This window comes from Marinobacter flavimaris (genome assembly GCF_002933295.1).
In the GTDB taxonomy this organism is placed as follows: Bacteria; Pseudomonadota; Gammaproteobacteria; order Pseudomonadales; family Oleiphilaceae; genus Marinobacter; species Marinobacter flavimaris.
Genome location: NZ_PSSW01000001.1, coordinates 717655 through 735699, shown reverse-complemented (window position 1 = coordinate 735699; position 18045 = coordinate 717655). Strand labels below are relative to the sequence as shown.

General features: G+C 55.9%; 20 protein-coding genes and 2 tRNA genes. 5 read left to right on the top strand and 17 right to left on the bottom strand.

Features of this window, described 5'->3' with window-relative positions; all coding sequences use genetic code 11:
* Window positions 1-2: 2 nt before the first annotated feature.
* The 3 genes from MDHKLMBL_RS03440 (at window position 3) to MDHKLMBL_RS03430 (ending at window position 2469) form a co-directional block, all read left to right on the top strand.
* Window positions 3-1472 (top strand): NAD-dependent succinate-semialdehyde dehydrogenase, encoded by a 1470-nt coding sequence (locus MDHKLMBL_RS03440; RefSeq protein ID WP_104270105.1) that lies wholly within the window; start codon window positions 3-5, stop codon window positions 1470-1472.
* A gap of 71 nt (window positions 1473-1543) precedes the next feature.
* Window positions 1544-1984: an acyl-CoA thioesterase gene (locus MDHKLMBL_RS03435; protein WP_115483686.1), complete on the top strand. Its 441-nt coding sequence runs from the start codon at window positions 1544-1546 to the stop codon at window positions 1982-1984.
* Window positions 1985-2004: 20 nt separating this feature from the next.
* Complete coding sequence (locus tag MDHKLMBL_RS03430; protein ID WP_104270103.1) at window positions 2005-2469, top strand: DMT family transporter; 465 nt, start codon at window positions 2005-2007, stop codon at window positions 2467-2469.
* A gap of 356 nt (window positions 2470-2825) precedes the next feature.
* Here MDHKLMBL_RS03430 and MDHKLMBL_RS03425 read toward each other — a convergent pair whose 3' ends face one another.
* Genes MDHKLMBL_RS03425 through dapA form a run of 6 tightly spaced genes read right to left on the bottom strand, consistent with a single transcriptional unit; the run spans window position 2826 to window position 8001 of the window.
* Complete coding sequence (locus tag MDHKLMBL_RS03425) at window positions 2826-3365, bottom strand: lipocalin family protein (RefSeq protein ID WP_104270102.1); 540 nt, start codon at window positions 3363-3365, stop codon at window positions 2826-2828.
* 60 nt (window positions 3366-3425) lie between these two features.
* Window positions 3426-4433 carry an NAD-dependent epimerase gene (locus MDHKLMBL_RS03420; RefSeq protein ID WP_104270101.1) on the bottom strand — a complete coding sequence of 336 codons (1008 nt, stop codon included), beginning with the start codon at window positions 4431-4433 and terminating at the stop codon, window positions 3426-3428.
* 28 nt (window positions 4434-4461) lie between these two features.
* Complete coding sequence (locus MDHKLMBL_RS03415) at window positions 4462-5199, bottom strand: TIGR04219 family outer membrane beta-barrel protein (protein ID WP_014577378.1); 738 nt, start codon at window positions 5197-5199, stop codon at window positions 4462-4464.
* A gap of 32 nt (window positions 5200-5231) precedes the next feature.
* Entirely contained in the window at window positions 5232-5945 is a 714-nt protein-coding gene (gene purC / locus MDHKLMBL_RS03410) for a phosphoribosylaminoimidazolesuccinocarboxamide synthase (protein ID WP_092029755.1), read from the bottom strand.
* A gap of 44 nt (window positions 5946-5989) precedes the next feature.
* Complete coding sequence (bamC, locus tag MDHKLMBL_RS03405; protein WP_104270100.1) at window positions 5990-7087, bottom strand: NlpB/DapX family lipoprotein; 1098 nt, start codon at window positions 7085-7087, stop codon at window positions 5990-5992.
* 35 nt (window positions 7088-7122) lie between these two features.
* The gene (gene dapA / locus MDHKLMBL_RS03400; protein ID WP_053112172.1) at window positions 7123-8001 is read right to left on the bottom strand and encodes a 4-hydroxy-tetrahydrodipicolinate synthase; all 879 of its coding nucleotides are present in this window, start codon (window positions 7999-8001) and stop codon (window positions 7123-7125) included.
* A 74-nt stretch (window positions 8002-8075) separates the two neighbouring features.
* Between dapA and MDHKLMBL_RS03395 the strand changes: the two genes are divergently transcribed.
* Entirely contained in the window at window positions 8076-8543 is a 468-nt protein-coding gene (locus MDHKLMBL_RS03395) for a peroxiredoxin (RefSeq protein ID WP_053112173.1), read from the top strand.
* Window positions 8544-8550: 7 nt separating this feature from the next.
* Here MDHKLMBL_RS03395 and MDHKLMBL_RS03390 read toward each other — a convergent pair whose 3' ends face one another.
* Both MDHKLMBL_RS03390 and MDHKLMBL_RS03385 read right to left on the bottom strand, forming a co-directional pair.
* Complete coding sequence (locus MDHKLMBL_RS03390) at window positions 8551-9630, bottom strand: AI-2E family transporter (RefSeq protein WP_008169115.1); 1080 nt, start codon at window positions 9628-9630, stop codon at window positions 8551-8553.
* 16 nt (window positions 9631-9646) lie between these two features.
* Window positions 9647-9874: a sulfurtransferase TusA family protein gene (locus MDHKLMBL_RS03385; RefSeq protein ID WP_008169116.1), complete on the bottom strand. Its 228-nt coding sequence runs from the start codon at window positions 9872-9874 to the stop codon at window positions 9647-9649.
* Between the two features lie 203 nt (window positions 9875-10077).
* Between MDHKLMBL_RS03385 and MDHKLMBL_RS03380 the strand changes: the two genes are divergently transcribed.
* A complete protein-coding gene (locus tag MDHKLMBL_RS03380; protein WP_104270144.1) occupies window positions 10078-11511 on the top strand; it encodes a M48 family metalloprotease in 1434 nt (477 codons plus the stop codon).
* Here the strand turns inward: MDHKLMBL_RS03380 and nadA are convergent, their stop codons facing one another.
* The 9 genes from nadA to tolQ all read right to left on the bottom strand — a co-directional run bounded on the left by nadA (window position 11512) and on the right by tolQ (window position 18045).
* Window positions 11512-12573: a quinolinate synthase NadA gene (gene nadA, locus MDHKLMBL_RS03375; RefSeq protein WP_014577384.1), complete on the bottom strand. Its 1062-nt coding sequence runs from the start codon at window positions 12571-12573 to the stop codon at window positions 11512-11514.
* Between the two features lie 191 nt (window positions 12574-12764).
* Window positions 12765-12840, bottom strand: a tRNA-Lys gene (locus MDHKLMBL_RS03370).
* 68 nt (window positions 12841-12908) lie between these two features.
* Window positions 12909-12984: transfer RNA gene (locus tag MDHKLMBL_RS03365), tRNA-Lys, on the bottom strand.
* Between the two features lie 85 nt (window positions 12985-13069).
* Complete coding sequence (ybgF, locus tag MDHKLMBL_RS03360) at window positions 13070-13816, bottom strand: tol-pal system protein YbgF (RefSeq protein ID WP_104270099.1); 747 nt, start codon at window positions 13814-13816, stop codon at window positions 13070-13072.
* A gap of 16 nt (window positions 13817-13832) precedes the next feature.
* Window positions 13833-14405 carry a peptidoglycan-associated lipoprotein Pal gene (gene pal / locus MDHKLMBL_RS03355; RefSeq protein ID WP_008169120.1) on the bottom strand — a complete coding sequence of 191 codons (573 nt, stop codon included), beginning with the start codon at window positions 14403-14405 and terminating at the stop codon, window positions 13833-13835.
* A 67-nt stretch (window positions 14406-14472) separates the two neighbouring features.
* A complete protein-coding gene (gene tolB / locus MDHKLMBL_RS03350; protein WP_104270098.1) occupies window positions 14473-15786 on the bottom strand; it encodes a Tol-Pal system beta propeller repeat protein TolB in 1314 nt (437 codons plus the stop codon).
* 16 nt (window positions 15787-15802) lie between these two features.
* On the bottom strand, window positions 15803-16783 hold the full coding sequence (gene tolA, locus MDHKLMBL_RS03345) for a cell envelope integrity protein TolA (protein WP_104270097.1): 981 nt from the start codon (window positions 16781-16783) through the stop codon (window positions 15803-15805).
* A gap of 79 nt (window positions 16784-16862) precedes the next feature.
* Complete coding sequence (tolR, locus tag MDHKLMBL_RS03340; protein ID WP_104270096.1) at window positions 16863-17309, bottom strand: protein TolR; 447 nt, start codon at window positions 17307-17309, stop codon at window positions 16863-16865.
* Between the two features lie 46 nt (window positions 17310-17355).
* The gene (tolQ, locus tag MDHKLMBL_RS03335; RefSeq protein ID WP_014577389.1) at window positions 17356-18045 is read right to left on the bottom strand and encodes a protein TolQ; all 690 of its coding nucleotides are present in this window, start codon (window positions 18043-18045) and stop codon (window positions 17356-17358) included.

Sequence of the window (18045 nt, the reverse complement as noted above, 5' to 3'; positions counted from 1 at the left end):
TCATGTCTCTTGAATTGAAGAATCGCGAACTTCTGCGCGAACAGGCGTATATCAACGGCCAATGGATAACGGCGAAGTCGGGAAAGACGTTTGCCGTGACCGATCCGGCCAGCGGTGAGCAGTTGGCAACGGTGCCAGACATGGATGACACCGACGCTCGTGCAGCGATTGAGGCCGCGTCAGCCGCCTGGCCAGCATGGCGTTCTACTCCCGCCAAAGAGCGCGCTAACATTCTGCGCAAATGGTTCAATCTACTCATGGCCAACCAGGAGGATCTTGCTCGTCTGATGACCGCTGAGCAGGGAAAGCCATTGGCCGAATCGCGCGGTGAAGTTGGCTACGGTGCCAGCTTTATCGAATGGTTCGCCGAAGAGGCCAAGAGAGCCTACGGTGATGTCATACCAGGCCATGGAAAGGACAAACGCATCGTTGTGATCAAACAACCGGTTGGCGTAGTTGCGGCTATCACCCCTTGGAACTTTCCGATAGCAATGATTACTCGTAAAGTTGCTCCGGCGCTCGCAGCAGGCTGCCCGGTCGTGGTCAAACCCGCCGAAGATACACCTCTCTCCGCATTGGCCATCACCGCACTGGCAGAGGAAGCCGGCGTACCGGCAGGTCTAATCAACATCATCACCTGCTCCAAACCCAACGCTGTCTCTGTCGGTAATGAGCTGACGGGCAATCCCATCGTGCGGAAAGTTTCGTTTACCGGATCTACGCCGGTCGGGAAGCTTCTGATGCGACAAGCGAGCGATACCGTCAAAAAGGTCAGTTTGGAACTCGGAGGTAATGCACCCTTCATTGTTTTCGATGACGCGGATCTAGATGCAGCTGTTGCCGGCCTTATGGCCTCCAAGTACCGCAATACCGGCCAGACCTGCGTCTGCGCAAACAGAGTCTACGTTCAAGCAGGCGTGTACGACGCCTTTACCGAAAAGCTGAAGGCTGCTGTCAGCAAAATGGTGGTTGGTCCCGGCCTCGAAGGCGAAACCCAGCAGGGCCCCCTTATCAACGATGCGGCGCTCACGAAGGTGAAGCGGCACATTGAAGACGCTACATCAAAAGGTGCAAAGGTTGCCTTGGGTGGCCGAGCTCACTCCCTAGGCGGAACCTTCTTTGAACCAACAATTCTCACTCACGCTACTCAGGAAATGCTGATCGCCCGAGAGGAGACCTTCGGGCCGGTTGCGCCGTTGTTTAAGTTTGAAACCGACGACGAGGCAATCGCTATGGCAAATGATTCAGAGTTCGGCTTATCGGCCTATTTCTATAGCCGGGATATCCATCGGGTATGGCGCGTAGCGGAAGAACTGGAATCAGGAATGATTGGCGTCAACGAAGGCATTATCTCTACAGAAGTGGCTCCCTTTGGCGGGGTAAAGGAAAGCGGCCTTGGCCGGGAAGGCTCCCACTACGGTCTGGACGAGTACATGGAGCTTAAATACCTGTGCCTGGGCGGAATGAAATAAATCTCACATAAACCAAGGCGCCCCGATGTCAGGAATCGAGGCGCTTAAAGTCATACTCTTGGAGGGCCAAGGTGAATCGACAGGACTTCTCGGTTTTCTACCCCGTCTACACCCGCTGGATGGACAACGATGTATACGGACACGTGAACAACGTTACTTATTACTCCTATTTCGACTCAACGATTAATCGATACCTCATTGAACAAGGTGGCCTCGATATTCATTCGGCCAACATAGTGGGCTATGTCGTTAGCTCATCCTGCCAATTCCGACGTCCCGTTGCATATCCCGATTCAATTTCGGTCGGTCTCAGGGTCTCGAAGCTTGGAAACAGCTCCGTTACTTATGAGTTAGGTATTTTCAGAGAATCGGAAGAAGAAGCCGCAGCCCATGGTCAAGTGGTGCACGTTTTCGTGGACCGTGACCAAAATCGCTCTGTACCCATGCCTGCACAAATTCGCCACTGTCTTGAGGAAATCATCATCCCTCAAGTTAGTGCTGAAGAAATTTAGAATTTTGCTGAGGATCAAAAATGAACAGTTCATTCGCCTATGCCCTGCTCATGTTGGTCGCAGGAATCGGAATACCTGTGATGGCAACGCTTAACGGCGGACTCGGCGCGAGACTTCAGAGCCCGGCCTTGGCCGCTGCGATTCTCTTTTTCGTTGCCCTGGTTCTGGCAATTTCTTATTTGATCACCACGGAGGGTTTTCCCGAAAAAATTTTTCGGGCCAATGTTCCCGTGTACTTCTACTTCGGAGGCTTCTTTGTCCTCTTCTATATTCTGACAATTACCTGGGTAGCGCCTAGATTCGGCATATCCAATGCAATTGCTTTCGTTTTACTGGGACAGCTCATCGCAATGAGCCTCATCGACCACTTTGGCTTGATGGGCGTACAAAAGTTCACCCTGAGCCTGAGGCGGCTCGCCGGGTTAAGTGTGATGACAGTCGGTGTTTTCTTGGTGCTAAATAAAGTTCCAGGCGGAGCTAAGTGAATAGCAGATTTAGCCTCTTCAATCCGGCTTCCAAACGAAGATGCGGCAAGCCCTTCAGCTCATACTAAAACTGAAATTACCAATCCGGCGGATTCCAATAACTATCCTTCTCAATATACAGTATTTAAGTTATTGATTTCGTGTGGCCACGTTGGGTGCGGTAAATACGTCGCACTTTCGCGCTTTTTCATGAAATTTAAGGTATTTATGTACCCTAAATCGCGATTTTGACATGGTAGAGGTCCCCAGTTCGAATCTGGGTGGTCCTACCACTCCTGCCGAAAGAGTCAGTTGCTTACTCCCTGTAAGAACTGGCTTTGTTTGTGCCCGCTCATCATCCTCAGGCACTTCAATCGCTACGAACGATTCTTGCCCTGCTCCACTATGATCAGCTCTTCCAGATCAAAGCCCTCTGCCTTTGCGCGTCTCCTGAACGCCTCAATCGCCTCCTCACTGACCTCGGGGGTACGCGAGAGAAACCAGAGATAGTCACGGTTGTATCCCGTCACAAAGGCGTATGAATAGTGTTCCTTGTCGAGTTCAAACACCACATAAGAGGCGTAGAAAGGTCCGAAGAAAGACACCTTCAGGTGGCCTGTGCTCTCATCCTCGACAAACACCGCTCGGCCGTCAGCTTCCTCCCATGTTTCTTTTACGACGTTATAACCCCGATTGATTACCCCGATGCTGCCGTCGTCGTTACGGCTGTATTCCGCGCGAACATTGGTGAGACCGCGCTCAAAGGAATGGTCCAGGCGGGCGATTTCGTACCAGGTACCGAGGTAACGGTCACTCTCAAAACCGGAGACTGGCTCAATACCCTCTGGAAGAGCGGTGCAGCCGGCCATGCCGATAAGCGCGGCTACCAGAAACCATCTTTTTAACACTGCCATCATCTACAATGCTCCATTGTCGAGTCCCAGATACGAGAAGGGCCAGCAGTTGCTGGCCCTCTTTTATACGTTGTAGAAGTCCCGGTACCAGTCCACAAACCGCGCAATACCCTCCTCTACGGGGGTAGCTGGCTTATAGCCCACATCGTCGATCAGATCATCAACATTGGCGTAGGTGGCCGGCACGTCGCCCGGCTGCAACGGAAGCAGGTTTTTCTGGGCTTTCTTCCCGACTCGCTCCTCGATAATCTCGATAAAGCGAGATAGCTCAACCGGGTTGTTACTCCCGATGTTGTAAAGGCGATAAGGCGCCTTGCTGGTGCCGGGATCCGGGGTTGATCCGCTCCACTCCCCGTTTGGTTCGGCGACATGGTCCAGGGTCCGGATCACGCCTTCGACGATGTCGTCGATGTAGGTAAAGTCCCGGCGGTGGTGGCCATGGTTGAAGACGTCGATGGGCTCCCCGGCAAGGATCTTTTTGGTAAAGATAAACAAGGCCATATCCGGACGACCCCAGGGACCATAGACAGTAAAAAACCGCAGGCCTGTGGTCGGCAGGTTATACAGGTGGCTGTACGTGTGGGCCATGAGCTCGTTGGCCTTCTTGGAGGCCGCGTAGAGACTCAGCGGATGATCCACGTTGTCGTGCACCGAGAACGGCATGGTCTCGTTGGCACCGTACACCGAGCTGCTGGACGCATAGACCAGGTGCTTGACCTTATTGTGCCTGCACCCTTCAAGGATGTTCATGAAACCAACGAGGTTGGCGTCCACATAGGCGTGAGGATTCTCGATGGAATACCGGACACCCGCCTGGGCCGCCAGGTGCACTACCCGCTCGGGTTTATGCTCGGCGAACAGCGCTTCCATGGCGGCGCGGTCAGCCACATCCTGCCGGACTTCGGTGAAACCGGCTTTGTCGGTCAGGCGTTTCAGCCGCGCTTCCTTCAGGTTCACATCGTAGTAATCATTGACGTTATCAACGCCAATGACTTCATCGCCCCGATCAAGCAGGCGATGAGCCAGGTGTGAGCCGATAAAACCGGCCGTTCCGGTAACAAGAATCTTCACGTGTCTCTCCCTGAAAAGACTGCCAGTCTCAGAACGATACCCCGGCACTCACGAACGGTCCGCCTATCTCGACATCAAGCCGGTCATTGCCGTCTTCGTAATCAATAGACATCTGACGATAGCCTGCGCGGAACTGGATCAATGAGATCTCGTACTGGCCGTAGGCGTTGAAATCGTGCAGAGAGTCACCGTCGAAGCTGATGAAGTTGCCCTCAGCACCTACGGAAACACCCGTTAGTGGCAGGTCGAAACGAGCGGCGAGGTAGCCCATGGGTATGACCGCATCGACCGTGGTTTCGTTCGAAGGCGTGCCTGTTAAGGCCTCTTTAACAATAAGCTCTCCGGACAGATCCCGTGCGGTAAGGCCAAGATCCAGGTTCACCCAGTTATCAAGCACCTCGTAGTAAAGAGTCAGATCCAGTTGCTCCAAATCGAGATCAGACTGAACATCAAGGCCACCAAAATTCACGCCGCCAAAGTTACCATTTACCTGGCCACGACCACTCTGCTGTACCAGAGTGTAGTTCAATCGAACATTGGGAAGCACCGGAATCGGATGCTCAAGATACAGGGACGCATTCGCATTCGAATCGCTGTCTAGGTTGAGGTCATTTTCTACATCAACCACATCACCGTTGTCAGCAGCCTGGCCGGACAGATCCGAATCCCAGTAACTTACACTGGCTCCAAGACCAACCACATCTGCCTGTGACACAGGCGCCACCAGAAACAGTGAACCACCTACAGCAAGCATCAGTTTACGCATGACACACCTTTTGAATTTGTTGTCAGTTTCAGTCAGTCGAACTGGATTCCCAGACGGCGCCCGACTTCTTCGTACGTTTCGATCACTTCGCCAAGCCCCTGACGGAAACGATCCTTATCCATTTTCCTGCGGGTTTCCTTGTCCCAGATCCGGCAACCGTCCGGACTGAATTCGTCACCCAGAACGATCTTGCCCTCGCAGCGACCAAACTCCAGCTTGTAATCCACAAGCAGCATGCCTGCCTCATCAAACAGGGCCTTGAGCACGTCGTTAACCCGATAGGTCAACGATTTCATCTGCTCCAGCTCATCCGCCGCGGCCCAGCCAAAACTGACGGCCAGGGATTCGTTGACCATCGGATCGTGGAGTGCGTCGTTCTTGAGGAACAGTTCGTAGGTGGGCGGATTCAGTTCCTGCCCCTCCGCCACGCCAAGACGACGGCAGAGACTGCCGGCGGAAACATTGCGAACCACGCATTCAACCGGAATCATATCCAGCTTCTTGACGAGCGATTCGGTGGACGACAGCAACCCTTCAAAATGGGTCGGCACACCTGCCGCTTCCAGCTTCTCCATGATGAACGCATTGAACTTGTTGTTCACCATGCCCTTGCGATTGAGCTGTTCCTTTTTCTCACCATCGAAGGCGGATGTGTCGTCACGGAATACCAGCACGAAACGTTCGGGGTTGTCGGTACGGTAGACGGATTTTGCCTTGCCGGCGTAGAGTTCTTCGCGTTTTTCCATTGGGGTCTCCGAAAAGCGGCCGCCTCTGGCGGCCTCTTCCTGAATCAGTATAGGTAATCGAACAGTTGCTCGAGCAGATCCGGCGTCGTCCGGCTGCCAGTGTAACCCGGAACGTCCTCGGCAGAGATGACAATGGCGTCGCTCTGCTGGCTAAGGCTGACTGTGTGGGTATGCTGGGGTGCGTCCTTGTCACTGAACCAGCTGAACCAGCCCGGATCCCGCTCTTCTTCGGTGCGGAAATCGACATGGAACCAGCCTTCACTGCGGTTCAGATCGACAACGGGAATGCCGGAATCTGTAAGTGCCCGACTTACTTCCGCCCAGGAACGACCATAATCAAGCTCCATGCGGATCGCGACGGCTTCATCGTTTTCCGAGATCAGGCGAACCAACGGATCGCTGACCATCCCGGATGCCGCCCGGGAAAAGGACTTGGTTTCTTCACGCGCCCGGAGAAAGTCACCCAGATCGGACAGCAGGCGTCTCTGCAATTCCAGAGCCTGCTCGGAGGGATCAGAAACGCCAGTCCAGGGGATCAGCTCATCCGGCTGACCTTCAACATCAAGCCGGCGTACCTGCACCTCTGTGGTCTTGCGTCGCACACCGGGAGCCATCCGAACTTGAAGAACGACTTTCTGTTCGCCGGCAGATGGGTTATCCGACAGCTCTACAAGGTTTCGGGCACGCTTGCTGAAATTGGCAAGTTCGGTCTGCAGGATGCCCAACTGGGGACTGTCGAAGCCGACGCCAAGACCCCGCTCGGACAGATAGCTGTTTACCGCAGGCCAGATTCTGCCCGGCACGTCGTTGACCAGGAGCCAGAGCCGACCATCCAGCTCTTCGATAACGTAGTTTTCATCAAGGATGTCCGATGTCATGTCCGGCGGACGCGGAATATCGGACGGATACATTTTGCTGGCGTCGGCCGGCTGGACATCACGGATGGGCATGGTCTGACTGAAACGGGAATCGTCGGCGGTCTCCGGCAATTCCAGTGGTTTTCCTTCCGTGGCATTCACATAGCGTTCGGAGCGGTCTTCAACCAGACTGCAGCCCGAGGCTGCTGCCAGAAGCAACAGCCCGGATGCGACAACAACGGGTTTGAACATCAGGGTACTACCGGTTCCTTTTAGAACCTGCATCAGGTTACTCCGGTGATGGGATGATTTAAGCAAACTCAGAGAACACCTGAGGCCTTGAGGGCATCTTCCACTTCGCCATGGAACTTTTCGCTGAGCACGGTCAGCGGCAGGCGGATGCCTTCCCCAATCATTCCCATATGATGGAGCGCCCATTTCACCGGGATAGGATTCGCTTCGAGGAACAGCTTCCGGTTAAGAGGCATGAGCAGTTCGTTCAAACGCTCGGTTTCTTCACGATTTCCGGCAACAGCGGCTTCGCACAGCTGGGACATTGCCTTCGGGGCGACGTTCGCGGTGACGGACACGTTGCCCTTGGCACCGGCCAGCATCAGTTCCGCTGCCGTTGCGTCATCACCTGAATAGACAGCCAGACGGCCGTCCAGCGCTTCAATCAGTTCGGCACCCCGGGGAATGTTGCCGGTGGCGTCTTTGATGCCCACGATATTCGGAATATCGGCAAGCCGGAGCACGGTCTCGTTCAGCATGTCGCACGCTGTCCTGCCGGGCACGTTGTACAGCATCTGGTTCATGCCGGGGACGGCTTCGGCAATCGCCTTGAAGTGCTGATACAGGCCTTCCTGGGTCGGCTTGTTGTAGTAGGGAACAACGAGCAGGCAGGCATCTGCGCCAAGCTTATGGGCCTCGGCCGTCAGTTCAATGGCCTCACGGGTGCTGTTGCCGCCGGTGCCCGCAATAACCGGGATGCGACCATTAACACGTTTGATGATGTGGCCAATGGTCTGGCAATGCTCTTCCGGGTCGAGCGTTGCGGATTCGCCGGTGGTGCCCACAGCAACGATGCCGTGTGTGCCGTTTTCAATATGAAAGTCTACCAGCTTGTCCAGATCCTCCCAGTGGATGTCACCGTTTGGATGCATGGGCGTGACCAGTGCGACAAGGCTACCCGTAATCATAAAAGCTCCGTCCGAATAAAACCGATATGGTAATGTTGGGCACGAACTGACACAAGGGAATTAAAGGAGATGTCATGCCATCCGTTGAGTTAAACAAACCCGTACCGGATTTTGAAGCACCCGCTACCGGAGACCAGACTGTTCGCCTGGACGATCTGAAAGGTCAGAACGTGGTGATTTATTTCTATCCGAAAGACAACACCCCTGGCTGTACTACTGAGGGACAGGACTTCCGGGACCGGATGAAGCAGTTTGAGGAGCTTGATACGGTGATTCTCGGCGTATCAAGGGACGGCCTGAAAGCCCATGAGAATTTCCGGGCCAAGCATGAGTTTCCCTTTCACCTGATTTCAGACAAGGACGAGGCCCTGTGCACCCTCTTCGACGTGATCAAGCTGAAAAAGCTTTACGGGAAGGAGTACATGGGCGTTGACCGGAGCACCTTCCTGATCGACAAGGATGGCGTGCTGCGGGCTGAATGGCGCGGCGTCAAAGTGAAAGGCCACGCCGACGAGGTGCTAGAGGCTGTCAAGGCACTTTAAGCGCCTGTCAGGCGCTTCCGGGTTCCGCCGGCGGCGCCGACTCCTTCACTGGCCAGGCAGCAAACACCGCCTTGAGCATGGTAGCCAGTGGAATTGCGAAGAAAACACCCCACAAGCCCCAGATTCCCCCGAAGAACAGCACCGCGACGATAATGGCCACCGGGTGCAGATTGTTCACCTCCGAGAACAGAATGGGCACCAGAACATTGCCGTCAAGCGCCTGAATGACACCGTAGATGACCATCACCCAGATGAACTGGCTGCCCCAGCCGAAGGCGAACAGGGCAATCACCGCAACAGGGATGGTAACGACGGCCGCGCCAATGTAGGGAATCACTACACTCAGCCCCACCAACAGCGAGAGCAGCGCAGCGTAAGGCATGCCCAGCAGCTTGAAGGCAATGTAGGTGGCGCCGCCCACAATCAGGATCTCGACGGCTTTGCCGCGCACGTAGTTGGCGCACTGGAGGTTCACCTCGTGCCAGATCTGCAGCATCATCGGGCGCTGGGGTGGCAGCAGCCGGGCGATTGAGTTGAGCAGCACCTCCCTGTCCTTCAGGAAAAAGAACACCAGGATAGGCACCAGCACCATGTAGATCAGCAACGCCACGAGATCTGGAATACTGGACAGCGAGAACGACACCAGCCATTGGGTCATGTGCCCCACTTCCGTACTCACCTGGCTGTAAACGGTGCTGACAGCTTCTCCGGAAATCAGGTGGGGATACTGCTGTGGCAGCAGCTCAAGATAGGATTGCAGCTCCCGGATAATGCGTGGCGCCTCGCCGGCCAGGTTGCTCAACTGCGTCCAGATCAGCGGAAGCAGGCCAAACAGGAAGCCAACAAGCACGCCGAGGAAAACCAGGAAAACCCCAATAATGGAAACCGTCTCCGGCACGCCCAGCTTGTTGAGCTTGGTGACCAGACCCTGCAGAATAAAGGCCACAATCAGCGAGGCAATGGCCGGCGCAAGCATGGCACCGAACCAGATAACAAAAATGGTTCCTGTCACCAGTATCAGGAACAGGATGACCGCTTCTTCATCCGAGAAGTATTTGTGCGCGAGACCGCGTAATGTCCTGATCATTTACAGCTCCGAAATCTTAACCGCCGCACTTTATCACAAACCGGTACTGCCCGGCGGTTTCAGAACTGCTCATCAACTTGTGATCGGACATCTGCAGAAAGGCTGGAATATCCCGGGCAGAACCTGCGTCTGTAGCAATCACCTCGAGTTCTTCACCGGGCGCCATGCTGTTCAGTTCCAGCTTTGTCTTCAGCAGCGGCATCGGGCAGCGCAACCCTGAGGCATCAAGCGTTCGATCAACCATACTAGCGATACACCATCACAAAATAATAAGCGGATTTAACAAGCAGGCATTATGCCGACAGTGATAATGTATTGCATCACAATCCTCGTTAACCAGAGGATCAGAACTTTTTATCGCAAACCGCTGTCAAACCGGCGATTCAGACCACAGGCACCCGGCTTTACATGATTGCTATCCAACCCAGATCCCGAACGCTACCGGCCATGGCCATCACCGCCCTGCTGGCCCTGCTGCTTTTTTCAATGCCGGGCCACGCTCAGGAGAGCAGGCTGCCGAGCATTGGCGGTTCCGGTGGGGGCCTGATCGCGGGCCAGCAGGAATCGGATATTGGCCAGCAGGTAATGGTATCTATCCGCCGATCCGCGCCGAGGATCAGCGACCCCCTGGTGTATGACTACCTCAGCGCCATTACCTATCGCCTGGTGCCCTCGGCCCCACTCCAGAATCGGGACCTGACCCTGGCATTGATCGACAGTCCTGCTATCAACGCATTTGCGGTGCCCGGTGGCATTGTAGGCGTTAACGGCGGTCTGTTTCTCAATGCTGCGACCGAGCAACAATTTGCGTCCGTTCTCGCCCACGAACTTGCTCACCTCAGCCAGCGGCATTTTGCACGGCGCATGGAGCAGCAGGAAACCAGCGCTCCGCTCACACTCGCCGGTATGATTGCCGGCATTGTCCTGTCGGCGGTCACCCAGTCTGACATCGGTTTTGCCGCCATTGCCGGGACCCAGGCCCTGGCCGCCCAGAACATGCTCGCCTACAGCCGCTCCCACGAACAGGAAGCCGACCGGGTCGGTCTGGACATTCTGGCCAGCGCCGGGATGGACCCTCGTGGCATGCCGGAAATGTTTGAAATCATGATGCGCCAGAACCGCATGCAGGGAAATCGACTGCCAGAGTATCTGTCTACGCACCCGTTAACCCAGAGCCGCGTGGCCGACACCCGGAATCGTGCCGAACAGTATCCAGATGAAAACATCCGGGACGGCCAGGAATACCATCTGATGCGCAGCCGGCTGCAAGTGCATTACGCGCCCTCCCCCGACGTAGCCGTCGAAACCTTTGAAGCCTACCTCGATCGGCCGGATGCCCAGAGAAACGAAGCCATCCGGTATGGCTTGTCCGTGGCCTACCTCGAGGACCGGCAATACGAGAAGGCAGTGGATATACTGAACGATCTGCTGGCCACGAATCCGGGCCGAATCACCTTCCAGGTAACCCTCGCAGAGGTCAGGCTTGCACAAGATCGTGTGGACGAGGCTCGATCCATTCTGAAAGACGCACTGGCGAGGAATCCGGGGAACTATCCAATCACCCACACCCTCGCCCTCACGGAAATAGCCGATGGTAATGGCGCCGCTGCGGCGGAGCATCTCAAACAGCTGACCCGTCAGCTACCGGGACAGGAGCATCTCTGGCTGAAACTGGCCGAGGCGGAGGGCATGGCAAGGAATATTGTGGGCGTGCATCGTGCCCGGGCAGAGTACGATGTTCTGATGGGCGATCTGGAGTCTGCCCAGCGTCAGCTAAGGCAGGCTCAGGAGAAGTTGCCGGCCGGGGCGCCACAGAGGCAGATTGTGACCGAGCGGCTGGCAGAAATCACCAGCCGCCTGCACGCCAGGGCCAACAGCTGATCAGGCGTTGCCAGCAGCCTTGAGATTCATGTTGGCGGTAAAATCCAACATGCGCTGCAGAGGCTGCAGCGCTTTCTCTCTCAGTTCCGGATCCACAAACACTTCCTGATCACCCCGCTCCAGTACCTGTAGCAGATTCTGAAGGCCGTTCATCGCCATCCAGGGGCAATGGGCGCAGCTACGACAGGTAGCTCCATTGCCTGCGGTGGGCGCTTCAATCAGCGTTTTGTTCGGAGCCAGTTGCTGCATCTTGTAAAAAATGCCGTTGTCAGTGGCAACGATGAACTTTTCGTTAGGCATGGTCTGGACAGCATGAATCAGCTGCGAGGTTGAACCCACAACATCCGCCATCTCAACAACGGCATCGGGCGATTCCGGGTGGACCAGTACCGCCGCGTCCGGATAAAGGGCCTTCAGATCCTCCAGCCCGCGGGATTTGAATTCCTCATGAACGATGCAGGAACCGTCCCAGAGCAGCATATCAGCACCCGTCGTTTTCTGGACGTAGTGCCCGAGGTGCTTATCCGGCGCCCAGAGGATTTTTTCGCCGCGGGCATCCAGATCTTCAACAATAGCCTGGGCACAGCTTGAGGTAACCACCCAGTCCGCCCTCGCCTTCACAGCCGCAGACGTATTGGCGTAGACCACGACCGTGCGATCCGGGTGCTGGTCACAAAACTCGGCGAACTCATCGGCAGGACAGCCCACATCCAGGGAACAGGTCGCCTCAAGCGTTGGCATCAGAACGCGCTTTTCAGGATTCAGGATCTTGGCGGTTTCGCCCATGAACCTCACGCCGGCAACAACGATTGTGGAGGCCGAATGTTGGTTGCCAAAACGGGCCATCTCGAGGGAGTCCGCAACACAGCCACCGGTTTCCTCGGCAAGCCGCTGGATATCGGGATCGGTGTAATAGTGAGCCACAAGCACCGCATCCTGCTCCTTCAGAGCCGATTTTATACGAGCCTCCAGGTCGGACTTTTCGTCCGCACTGAGCGGCTTCGGCTCGGCAGCATGCGCCAGGTGCTCTTGAACAAGGATACGGTCTTCAGCGTAAGTCATTACTGCGTCTCTGTATTGCGTGAACCCGGACATTATAACATTCATGCCCCAGGCTTAATGTTTCTGAAACAGTGCGATCATACACTTGTGATCGCTTTGCCTGTTCCCTGTTTACCTAGGTAGGAACGTATACGCAAAAAAAAAGAGCCCGGAGGCTCTTTTTTCACAAAAACCCGCAGGCTTCTGTTATTTGGTGGGTCGTGAAGGATTCGAACCTTCGACCAATTGGTTAAAAGCCAACTGCTCTACCAACTGAGCTAACGACCCGTAACTGGCGACCGAAGCCTTGACCTCAATCTATACCGAATGACTCAGCCCACCCGGTATTTCGTGTTTGGTGGGTCGTGAAGGATTCGAACCTTCGACCAATTGGTTAAAAGCCAACTGCTCTACCAACTGAGCTAACGACCCAAACGAGGCGCATATAGTAATGATTTTTGGCCGTTGATCAACCCCTTTTTCTCAGGTTTCTCAACATTTTTGCCGCGCCAGACAATCAGCCGTTCTGGGACTCGAGAAACTTCCGTGCGAGGTCAGCAGCACTGCTGGACGGGTAATCATCAATCACAGTTTGCATGCTGCGCCGAGCCTGCTCCTTTTCGCCCAGGCGATCATGAGTTACGCCCAGCTTATAGACCGCATCCGGAGCCTTGCGATGGTCGGCAAAACGGGTAGCGACAATCGTAAACGCCTGTTTTGCCTGTTCGAGCTGCGGCTTGACCAGATAGACCTCACCGAGCCAGTAATAGGCGTTGACCGTCAGATCACCTTCCGGATATTCATCTATAAATTCGTATATCCGACTAATGGCCTCATCGTATTTTTTCTGATTACGAATCAGGTCCTGGATCTGCTCGTAGGCCTTTCGTTCTTCCGCATCGGGTTGGCGGTATACCCTGGCCTCCCGGGCTTGGCCTGAGGCAGCAGAGCCACCACCTTCGCTGGCTTCGGGAGCCGGCTGTGATGCGACCTTTTCCGAGAGATCCAGAATACGCTGATCCAGATCGATATAACGGTCGCGCCCTTGCTGCTGCAGGCGGTTAATCAGGTGCCGCTGCTCCTCCACTTCGCCCTGGAGCCGTCTGACTTCACCCTGAAGCTGCTGGATCATGTAGAACAGTTCCGACGTCGCCTGACTGCTGTTGGCGTTACGCTGACTGTCCTGGGCTGATTGCGCCAGGGCCACTCCCGCCTGCCCGAGGGCAAGCGGAAGCACCACTGTCGCCATGAGGATTTTTCTCATGGTCGTTCCTGTGTGATTACTCAAATACGAGTTCTACACGACGATTCTGGGCCCAGGCGCTCTCGCTGGAACCCATCACGGCCGGCTTCTCTTCGCCATAGCTTACGGTCTCGAGCTGGCCACGTGAAGCACCGTTTACAATCAGGAAACGCTGAACGGCGTTAGCACGACGCTCGCCAAGGGCCAGGTTGTATTCCTTGGTACCGCGCTCGTCGGCGTGACCCTCAATGCGGACGTTCTGACCCGGGTTGTTGGCGAGGAAACGGGCATGTGCCACCAGGACATCGCGGGCTTCCTGCTTGATTTCAGCCGTATCGAAATCAAAGTAGAAGGTGGTGATTTCACGCAGGGCCTGTTGTTCGGCCTGCTTGCGAGCTTCCATACGCTCTTCTTCGGTCATGGCTGAAGAAGAAACACCGCCCTGGTCGTCACCTCCGTAAACAGTGGATCCACCTTCCTGGTCTACAGCAGCCACATCGGAACCATACTCGCCGCCTTCTTCGGAGGTACCACCGGTAGAGCTACAGCCCGCTACCAGACCGACGGACAACAACAGTGCGAACGCTTTTGATTGAGCTGAAAAATTCATGTTTTCTTCCTTTCAGTTGAGTGACGTTATTGCTTGAACAATGGCCAACACCGGAAAGCTCCGGGAGTCAGCGAACCAAAGGTCCCCAGGCGGGCTCACGAACATCGCCTTCGGATGCCGGCAAGCTGTACGCTGCTCCACCATCCGCGGAAATAACCGTGAGCACGTTGCTGCCATTCTGCCGGGTAGCGTAGATCAGCATCCGGCCATTGGGCGCAACACTGGGAGACTCATCAGACTCGGTGCGGGTTAGGATCGTTTCCTCCCCGGTTTTCAGTTCGGTACGGGCAATGTGAAATGCCCGATCGCGCTGGTGAACGTAATACACATAGTTACCGTCATTGTCGGGCCTTGGCCGAGCGTTGTAACGGCTGCCGAAGGTGATACGACGAGGCTCCGCACCCGGTGTATCCATGTGGTAAATCTGCGGACCTCCGGACCGGTCCGACGTAAAGAAAATGCCCTTGCCAGTGGCGTCATAGCTCGGCTCGGTATCAATAGCCCAGTGGTTCGTAAGCTTGGTCAACTGCCGGGTATCCAGGTTCATCCGGTAGATCTCGGCATTTCCGTCTTTCGAGAGGGTCATCAACAACGATCGGCCATCGTCGGACCAGGCCGGCGCCGAGTTGAGCCCCTGAAAGTCGGCCACTTTGGTGCGATTGCCGGTTGCAAGCTCATGAACAAAAATCACCGGTTTCCCTGTTTCGAACGACACATAGGCCAGCTTTTCCCCGTCTGGCGACCATGCCGGTGACAGGATGGGTTCCTGGCTTTCAAGACGGATTCTGGCGCGCTTGCCGTCCACGTCACTGACCTGCAGTCGGTAACGGGGTTTGCCGTTGGCGGTATCAAGCGTGATATAGGCAAGCTTTGTTGAGAAGGCACCCGGCACGCCTGTGATGGCCTCATATACCTTGTCGCTGATGTGGTGAGCGAGCGAGCGCATATTGGAGGCAGGTGCCGCCGCAGTTTCACCGAGAATCCGTTCCTCGCGGTTTACATCGAACAACTCATACCGGGCCTGAACACGGTCACCACTTCGGCTGAGGGCCCCCACAAGGACATAGCGCTGGCCCAGCAGGCGCCAGTCCCGGAAATACACTTCCTCCCGCCTGGATGGCAGGCTCAGCATCTTCTCGGGAGGCAGAGTCCGGAATTCGCCCGTCATGGTCAGATCCGCCTGAACAATGCTGCTGACCTTGTCGCCAGCGGGCATCTGTCCAGACTCGGCGAAAGGCACCACTGCAACAGGAATGGCCGAATCCGCGCCTTCAGTAATCCGGATCAACAGCTCAGCCCGGGCTGCCGAAACCGCGAAAAAGATCAGTGCCGTGGCGGCAAGAAGCGTTCTGGACGGTTTGTGCCAAATCCGATGTGTCATGGTGTTATCCGCATCCTTATCTCAACCGGCGTGGGTTGAATTCAATCGTAAACTGTCGGAAATACCGTTCAAAGGTATCCCGATCATTGGGTATCGGGTAACGACTCAGGGAACGCACCGCCCCCAGAGCGGAGTTATCGAACGCTGTATTCCCGCTGCTACTGACCAGCCGCACCCCGGCAAGCTCACCCGTCGGTAACAGCGTAATCTGGAGCCGCGCGGTCATCTCTTCAGTAGCCGAACTGGGCGGATACCACGCTTGGCTCAAACGCTCACGGATCAGAGCCTGGTACTTCTCACTCTCCGACAGCATCTGGGCTTCTCGCGCTTTCGCAGCGGCCGCCTCTCTCTGGCGACGGGCTTCCTCTTCCCGGGCCCTCTGAGCCGCCTCCGCCTGGGCTTCAAGCTGCTGTTCCCGGAGCTTGCGCTCTGCCTCGAGGCGCTTGCGCTCAGCTTCCTGGCGAGCCAGTTCCTCCTGGCGCTTTCGTTCGGCCTCTTCCCGCTTCTGCTGCTCTTCCTGGCGCCGCTTCTCTTCTTCGGCTTTTCGTTTTGCCTCTTCCTGACGGCGTTTTTCTTCCTCAGCTTTCTGCCTGGCCCGCTCCTTGGCTTCCGCTTCCGCCTTTTGACGGGCAGACTCCGCTTCACGGGCTTTCCGGGCTTCGCGTTCTTTCGCCTCTGCTTCCTGTCGCTCCTGCTCTTTCTGCTGCTGGAGCCGTTTTTGTTCTTCCTGTCGCTTCTGCTCTGCAATGCGACGGGCTTCTTCTTCCTGCCTCTGTCGTTCAGCTTCTTCCTTGCGACGCTGCTCTTCGGCCCGGCGTTCTTCGTCCCGCTTTTGCTGATCGACCGGCTCTACCACCGGGCTCGGTTCCGGCTCCTGCTGGGTAATCAGCCGGGCCGATATGCTCCTGGGTGGCGGCTCATGATCGGTGCTGGTCCAAGACCAACCCGCAAGCGCAATGCCCAGAATCAACAGGTGCAACGTGACCGAGAGCGCCACCGGTGATTTCCATGGTGGCACGCCTGTTGTGGTTACTTCGCGCTGGTGATCTCTCACAACACTCCTGCCCGCAACACTATCAATTGTCGTCCCGCGGTGATTCGGTGATCAGGCCGATACTGCTCGCCCCGGCACCCTGCAACTCGGCCATCAACCGAACCACTGTGCCGTAAGTAACATTCTCATCGCCGCGAACCAGAATCTCACTGGAGGCCCGTTGCGAGAGGATCTTGGAAACCTGGGCACGCAGGTCGGACAGCGTCATGGGGTCACTACCTTCCTCTCCGATCTCGACGTAGTACGCTCCATTTGCATCAACCGAAACAATGATGGACTCAACATCCTTGTCAGACTGAATAGGATCGGAAGTGGTCTGGGGCAGATCAACCTTCACCCCTTGCGTCAGCATCGGGGCGGTTACCATGAAGATGATCAGCAGCACCAGCATTACATCAATGTACGGAACCACGTTGATCTCCGACATTGGCTTGCGCCGGTTTTCCGGCATCATTCCCATGCCTTTCATAGAACTGTGCTCCAGGGCTGATTCCTGCCTCTAATTACCAACCACATCATGCGGCGCCCTTGTCGCTCTGATGGACGCGGCGATGGAGGATGCTGGAAAACTCATCCGCAAAGGTTTCGTAGTTCTTCAACAGGGCATCGGACATGGCGGAAAAACGGTTATAGGCAATAACCGCCGGTATTGCGGCGAACAGACCCATGGCGGTTGCGATGAGGGCCTCGGAGATGCCGGGCGCCACCGTCGCCAGTGTCGCCTGCTGAACCTGTGCCAGCCCCCGGAACGAGTTCATGATGCCCCAGACGGTACCAAACAGACCCACATAAGGGCTGGTGGAGCCGACCGTCGCCAGAAAAGGCAGGCTGGCCTCCAGCCGCTCGTGCTCCCGGGAAAAGGCCACCCGCATTGCGCGCTGGGTACCTTCCATGACCGCATCGGCATCCCGGCTTTGCTGGCGCAACCGGGAAAACTCCTTGAAACCGGCCCGGAACAGGGATTCCATGCCGGAAAACGGTGTTGGATCGGCGTTCACCTCCCGGTACAACTGCCCCAGATCCATGCCTGACCAGAAACGCTCCTCGAACGCCAATTGCGCCCTCTTGGCCTTCCGGAACACCTGCAGGCGCTGGAAAATCAAGGCCCAGGACATGATTGACGCCAGGGCCAGCAAAAGCATGACCAGCTGAACCAAGACACCGGCATTGGCAATGAGGTACCAGACTGAAAGTTCTGAATCCAC

Bases quoted from the DNA above. Each gene is read 5' to 3' on its own strand.
- MDHKLMBL_RS03440 (WP_104270105.1), top strand. From the start codon at position 3: ATGTCTCTTGAATTGAAGAATCGCGAACTTCTGCGCGAACAGGCGTAT.
- MDHKLMBL_RS03430 (WP_104270103.1), top strand. From the start codon at position 2,005: ATGAACAGTTCATTCGCCTATGCCCTGCTCATGTTGGTCGCAGGAATC.
- MDHKLMBL_RS03425 (WP_104270102.1), bottom strand. From the start codon at position 3,365: ATGATGGCAGTGTTAAAAAGATGGTTTCTGGTAGCCGCGCTTATCGGC.
- MDHKLMBL_RS03415 (WP_014577378.1), bottom strand. From the start codon at position 5,199: ATGCGTAAACTGATGCTTGCTGTAGGTGGTTCACTGTTTCTGGTGGCG.
- purC (WP_092029755.1), bottom strand. From the start codon at position 5,945: ATGGAAAAACGCGAAGAACTCTACGCCGGCAAGGCAAAATCCGTCTAC.
- bamC (WP_104270100.1), bottom strand. From the start codon at position 7,087: ATGCAGGTTCTAAAAGGAACCGGTAGTACCCTGATGTTCAAACCCGTT.
- dapA (WP_053112172.1), bottom strand. From the start codon at position 8,001: ATGATTACGGGTAGCCTTGTCGCACTGGTCACGCCCATGCATCCAAAC.
- MDHKLMBL_RS03395 (WP_053112173.1), top strand. From the start codon at position 8,076: ATGCCATCCGTTGAGTTAAACAAACCCGTACCGGATTTTGAAGCACCC.
- MDHKLMBL_RS03390 (WP_008169115.1), bottom strand. From the start codon at position 9,630: ATGATCAGGACATTACGCGGTCTCGCGCACAAATACTTCTCGGATGAA.
- MDHKLMBL_RS03385 (WP_008169116.1), bottom strand. From the start codon at position 9,874: ATGGTTGATCGAACGCTTGATGCCTCAGGGTTGCGCTGCCCGATGCCG.
- MDHKLMBL_RS03380 (WP_104270144.1), top strand. From the start codon at position 10,078: ATGGCCATCACCGCCCTGCTGGCCCTGCTGCTTTTTTCAATGCCGGGC.
- nadA (WP_014577384.1), bottom strand. From the start codon at position 12,573: ATGACTTACGCTGAAGACCGTATCCTTGTTCAAGAGCACCTGGCGCAT.
- ybgF (WP_104270099.1), bottom strand. From the start codon at position 13,816: ATGAGAAAAATCCTCATGGCGACAGTGGTGCTTCCGCTTGCCCTCGGG.
- pal (WP_008169120.1), bottom strand. From the start codon at position 14,405: ATGAATTTTTCAGCTCAATCAAAAGCGTTCGCACTGTTGTTGTCCGTC.
- tolB (WP_104270098.1), bottom strand. From the start codon at position 15,786: ATGACACATCGGATTTGGCACAAACCGTCCAGAACGCTTCTTGCCGCC.
- tolR (WP_104270096.1), bottom strand. From the start codon at position 17,309: ATGAAAGGCATGGGAATGATGCCGGAAAACCGGCGCAAGCCAATGTCG.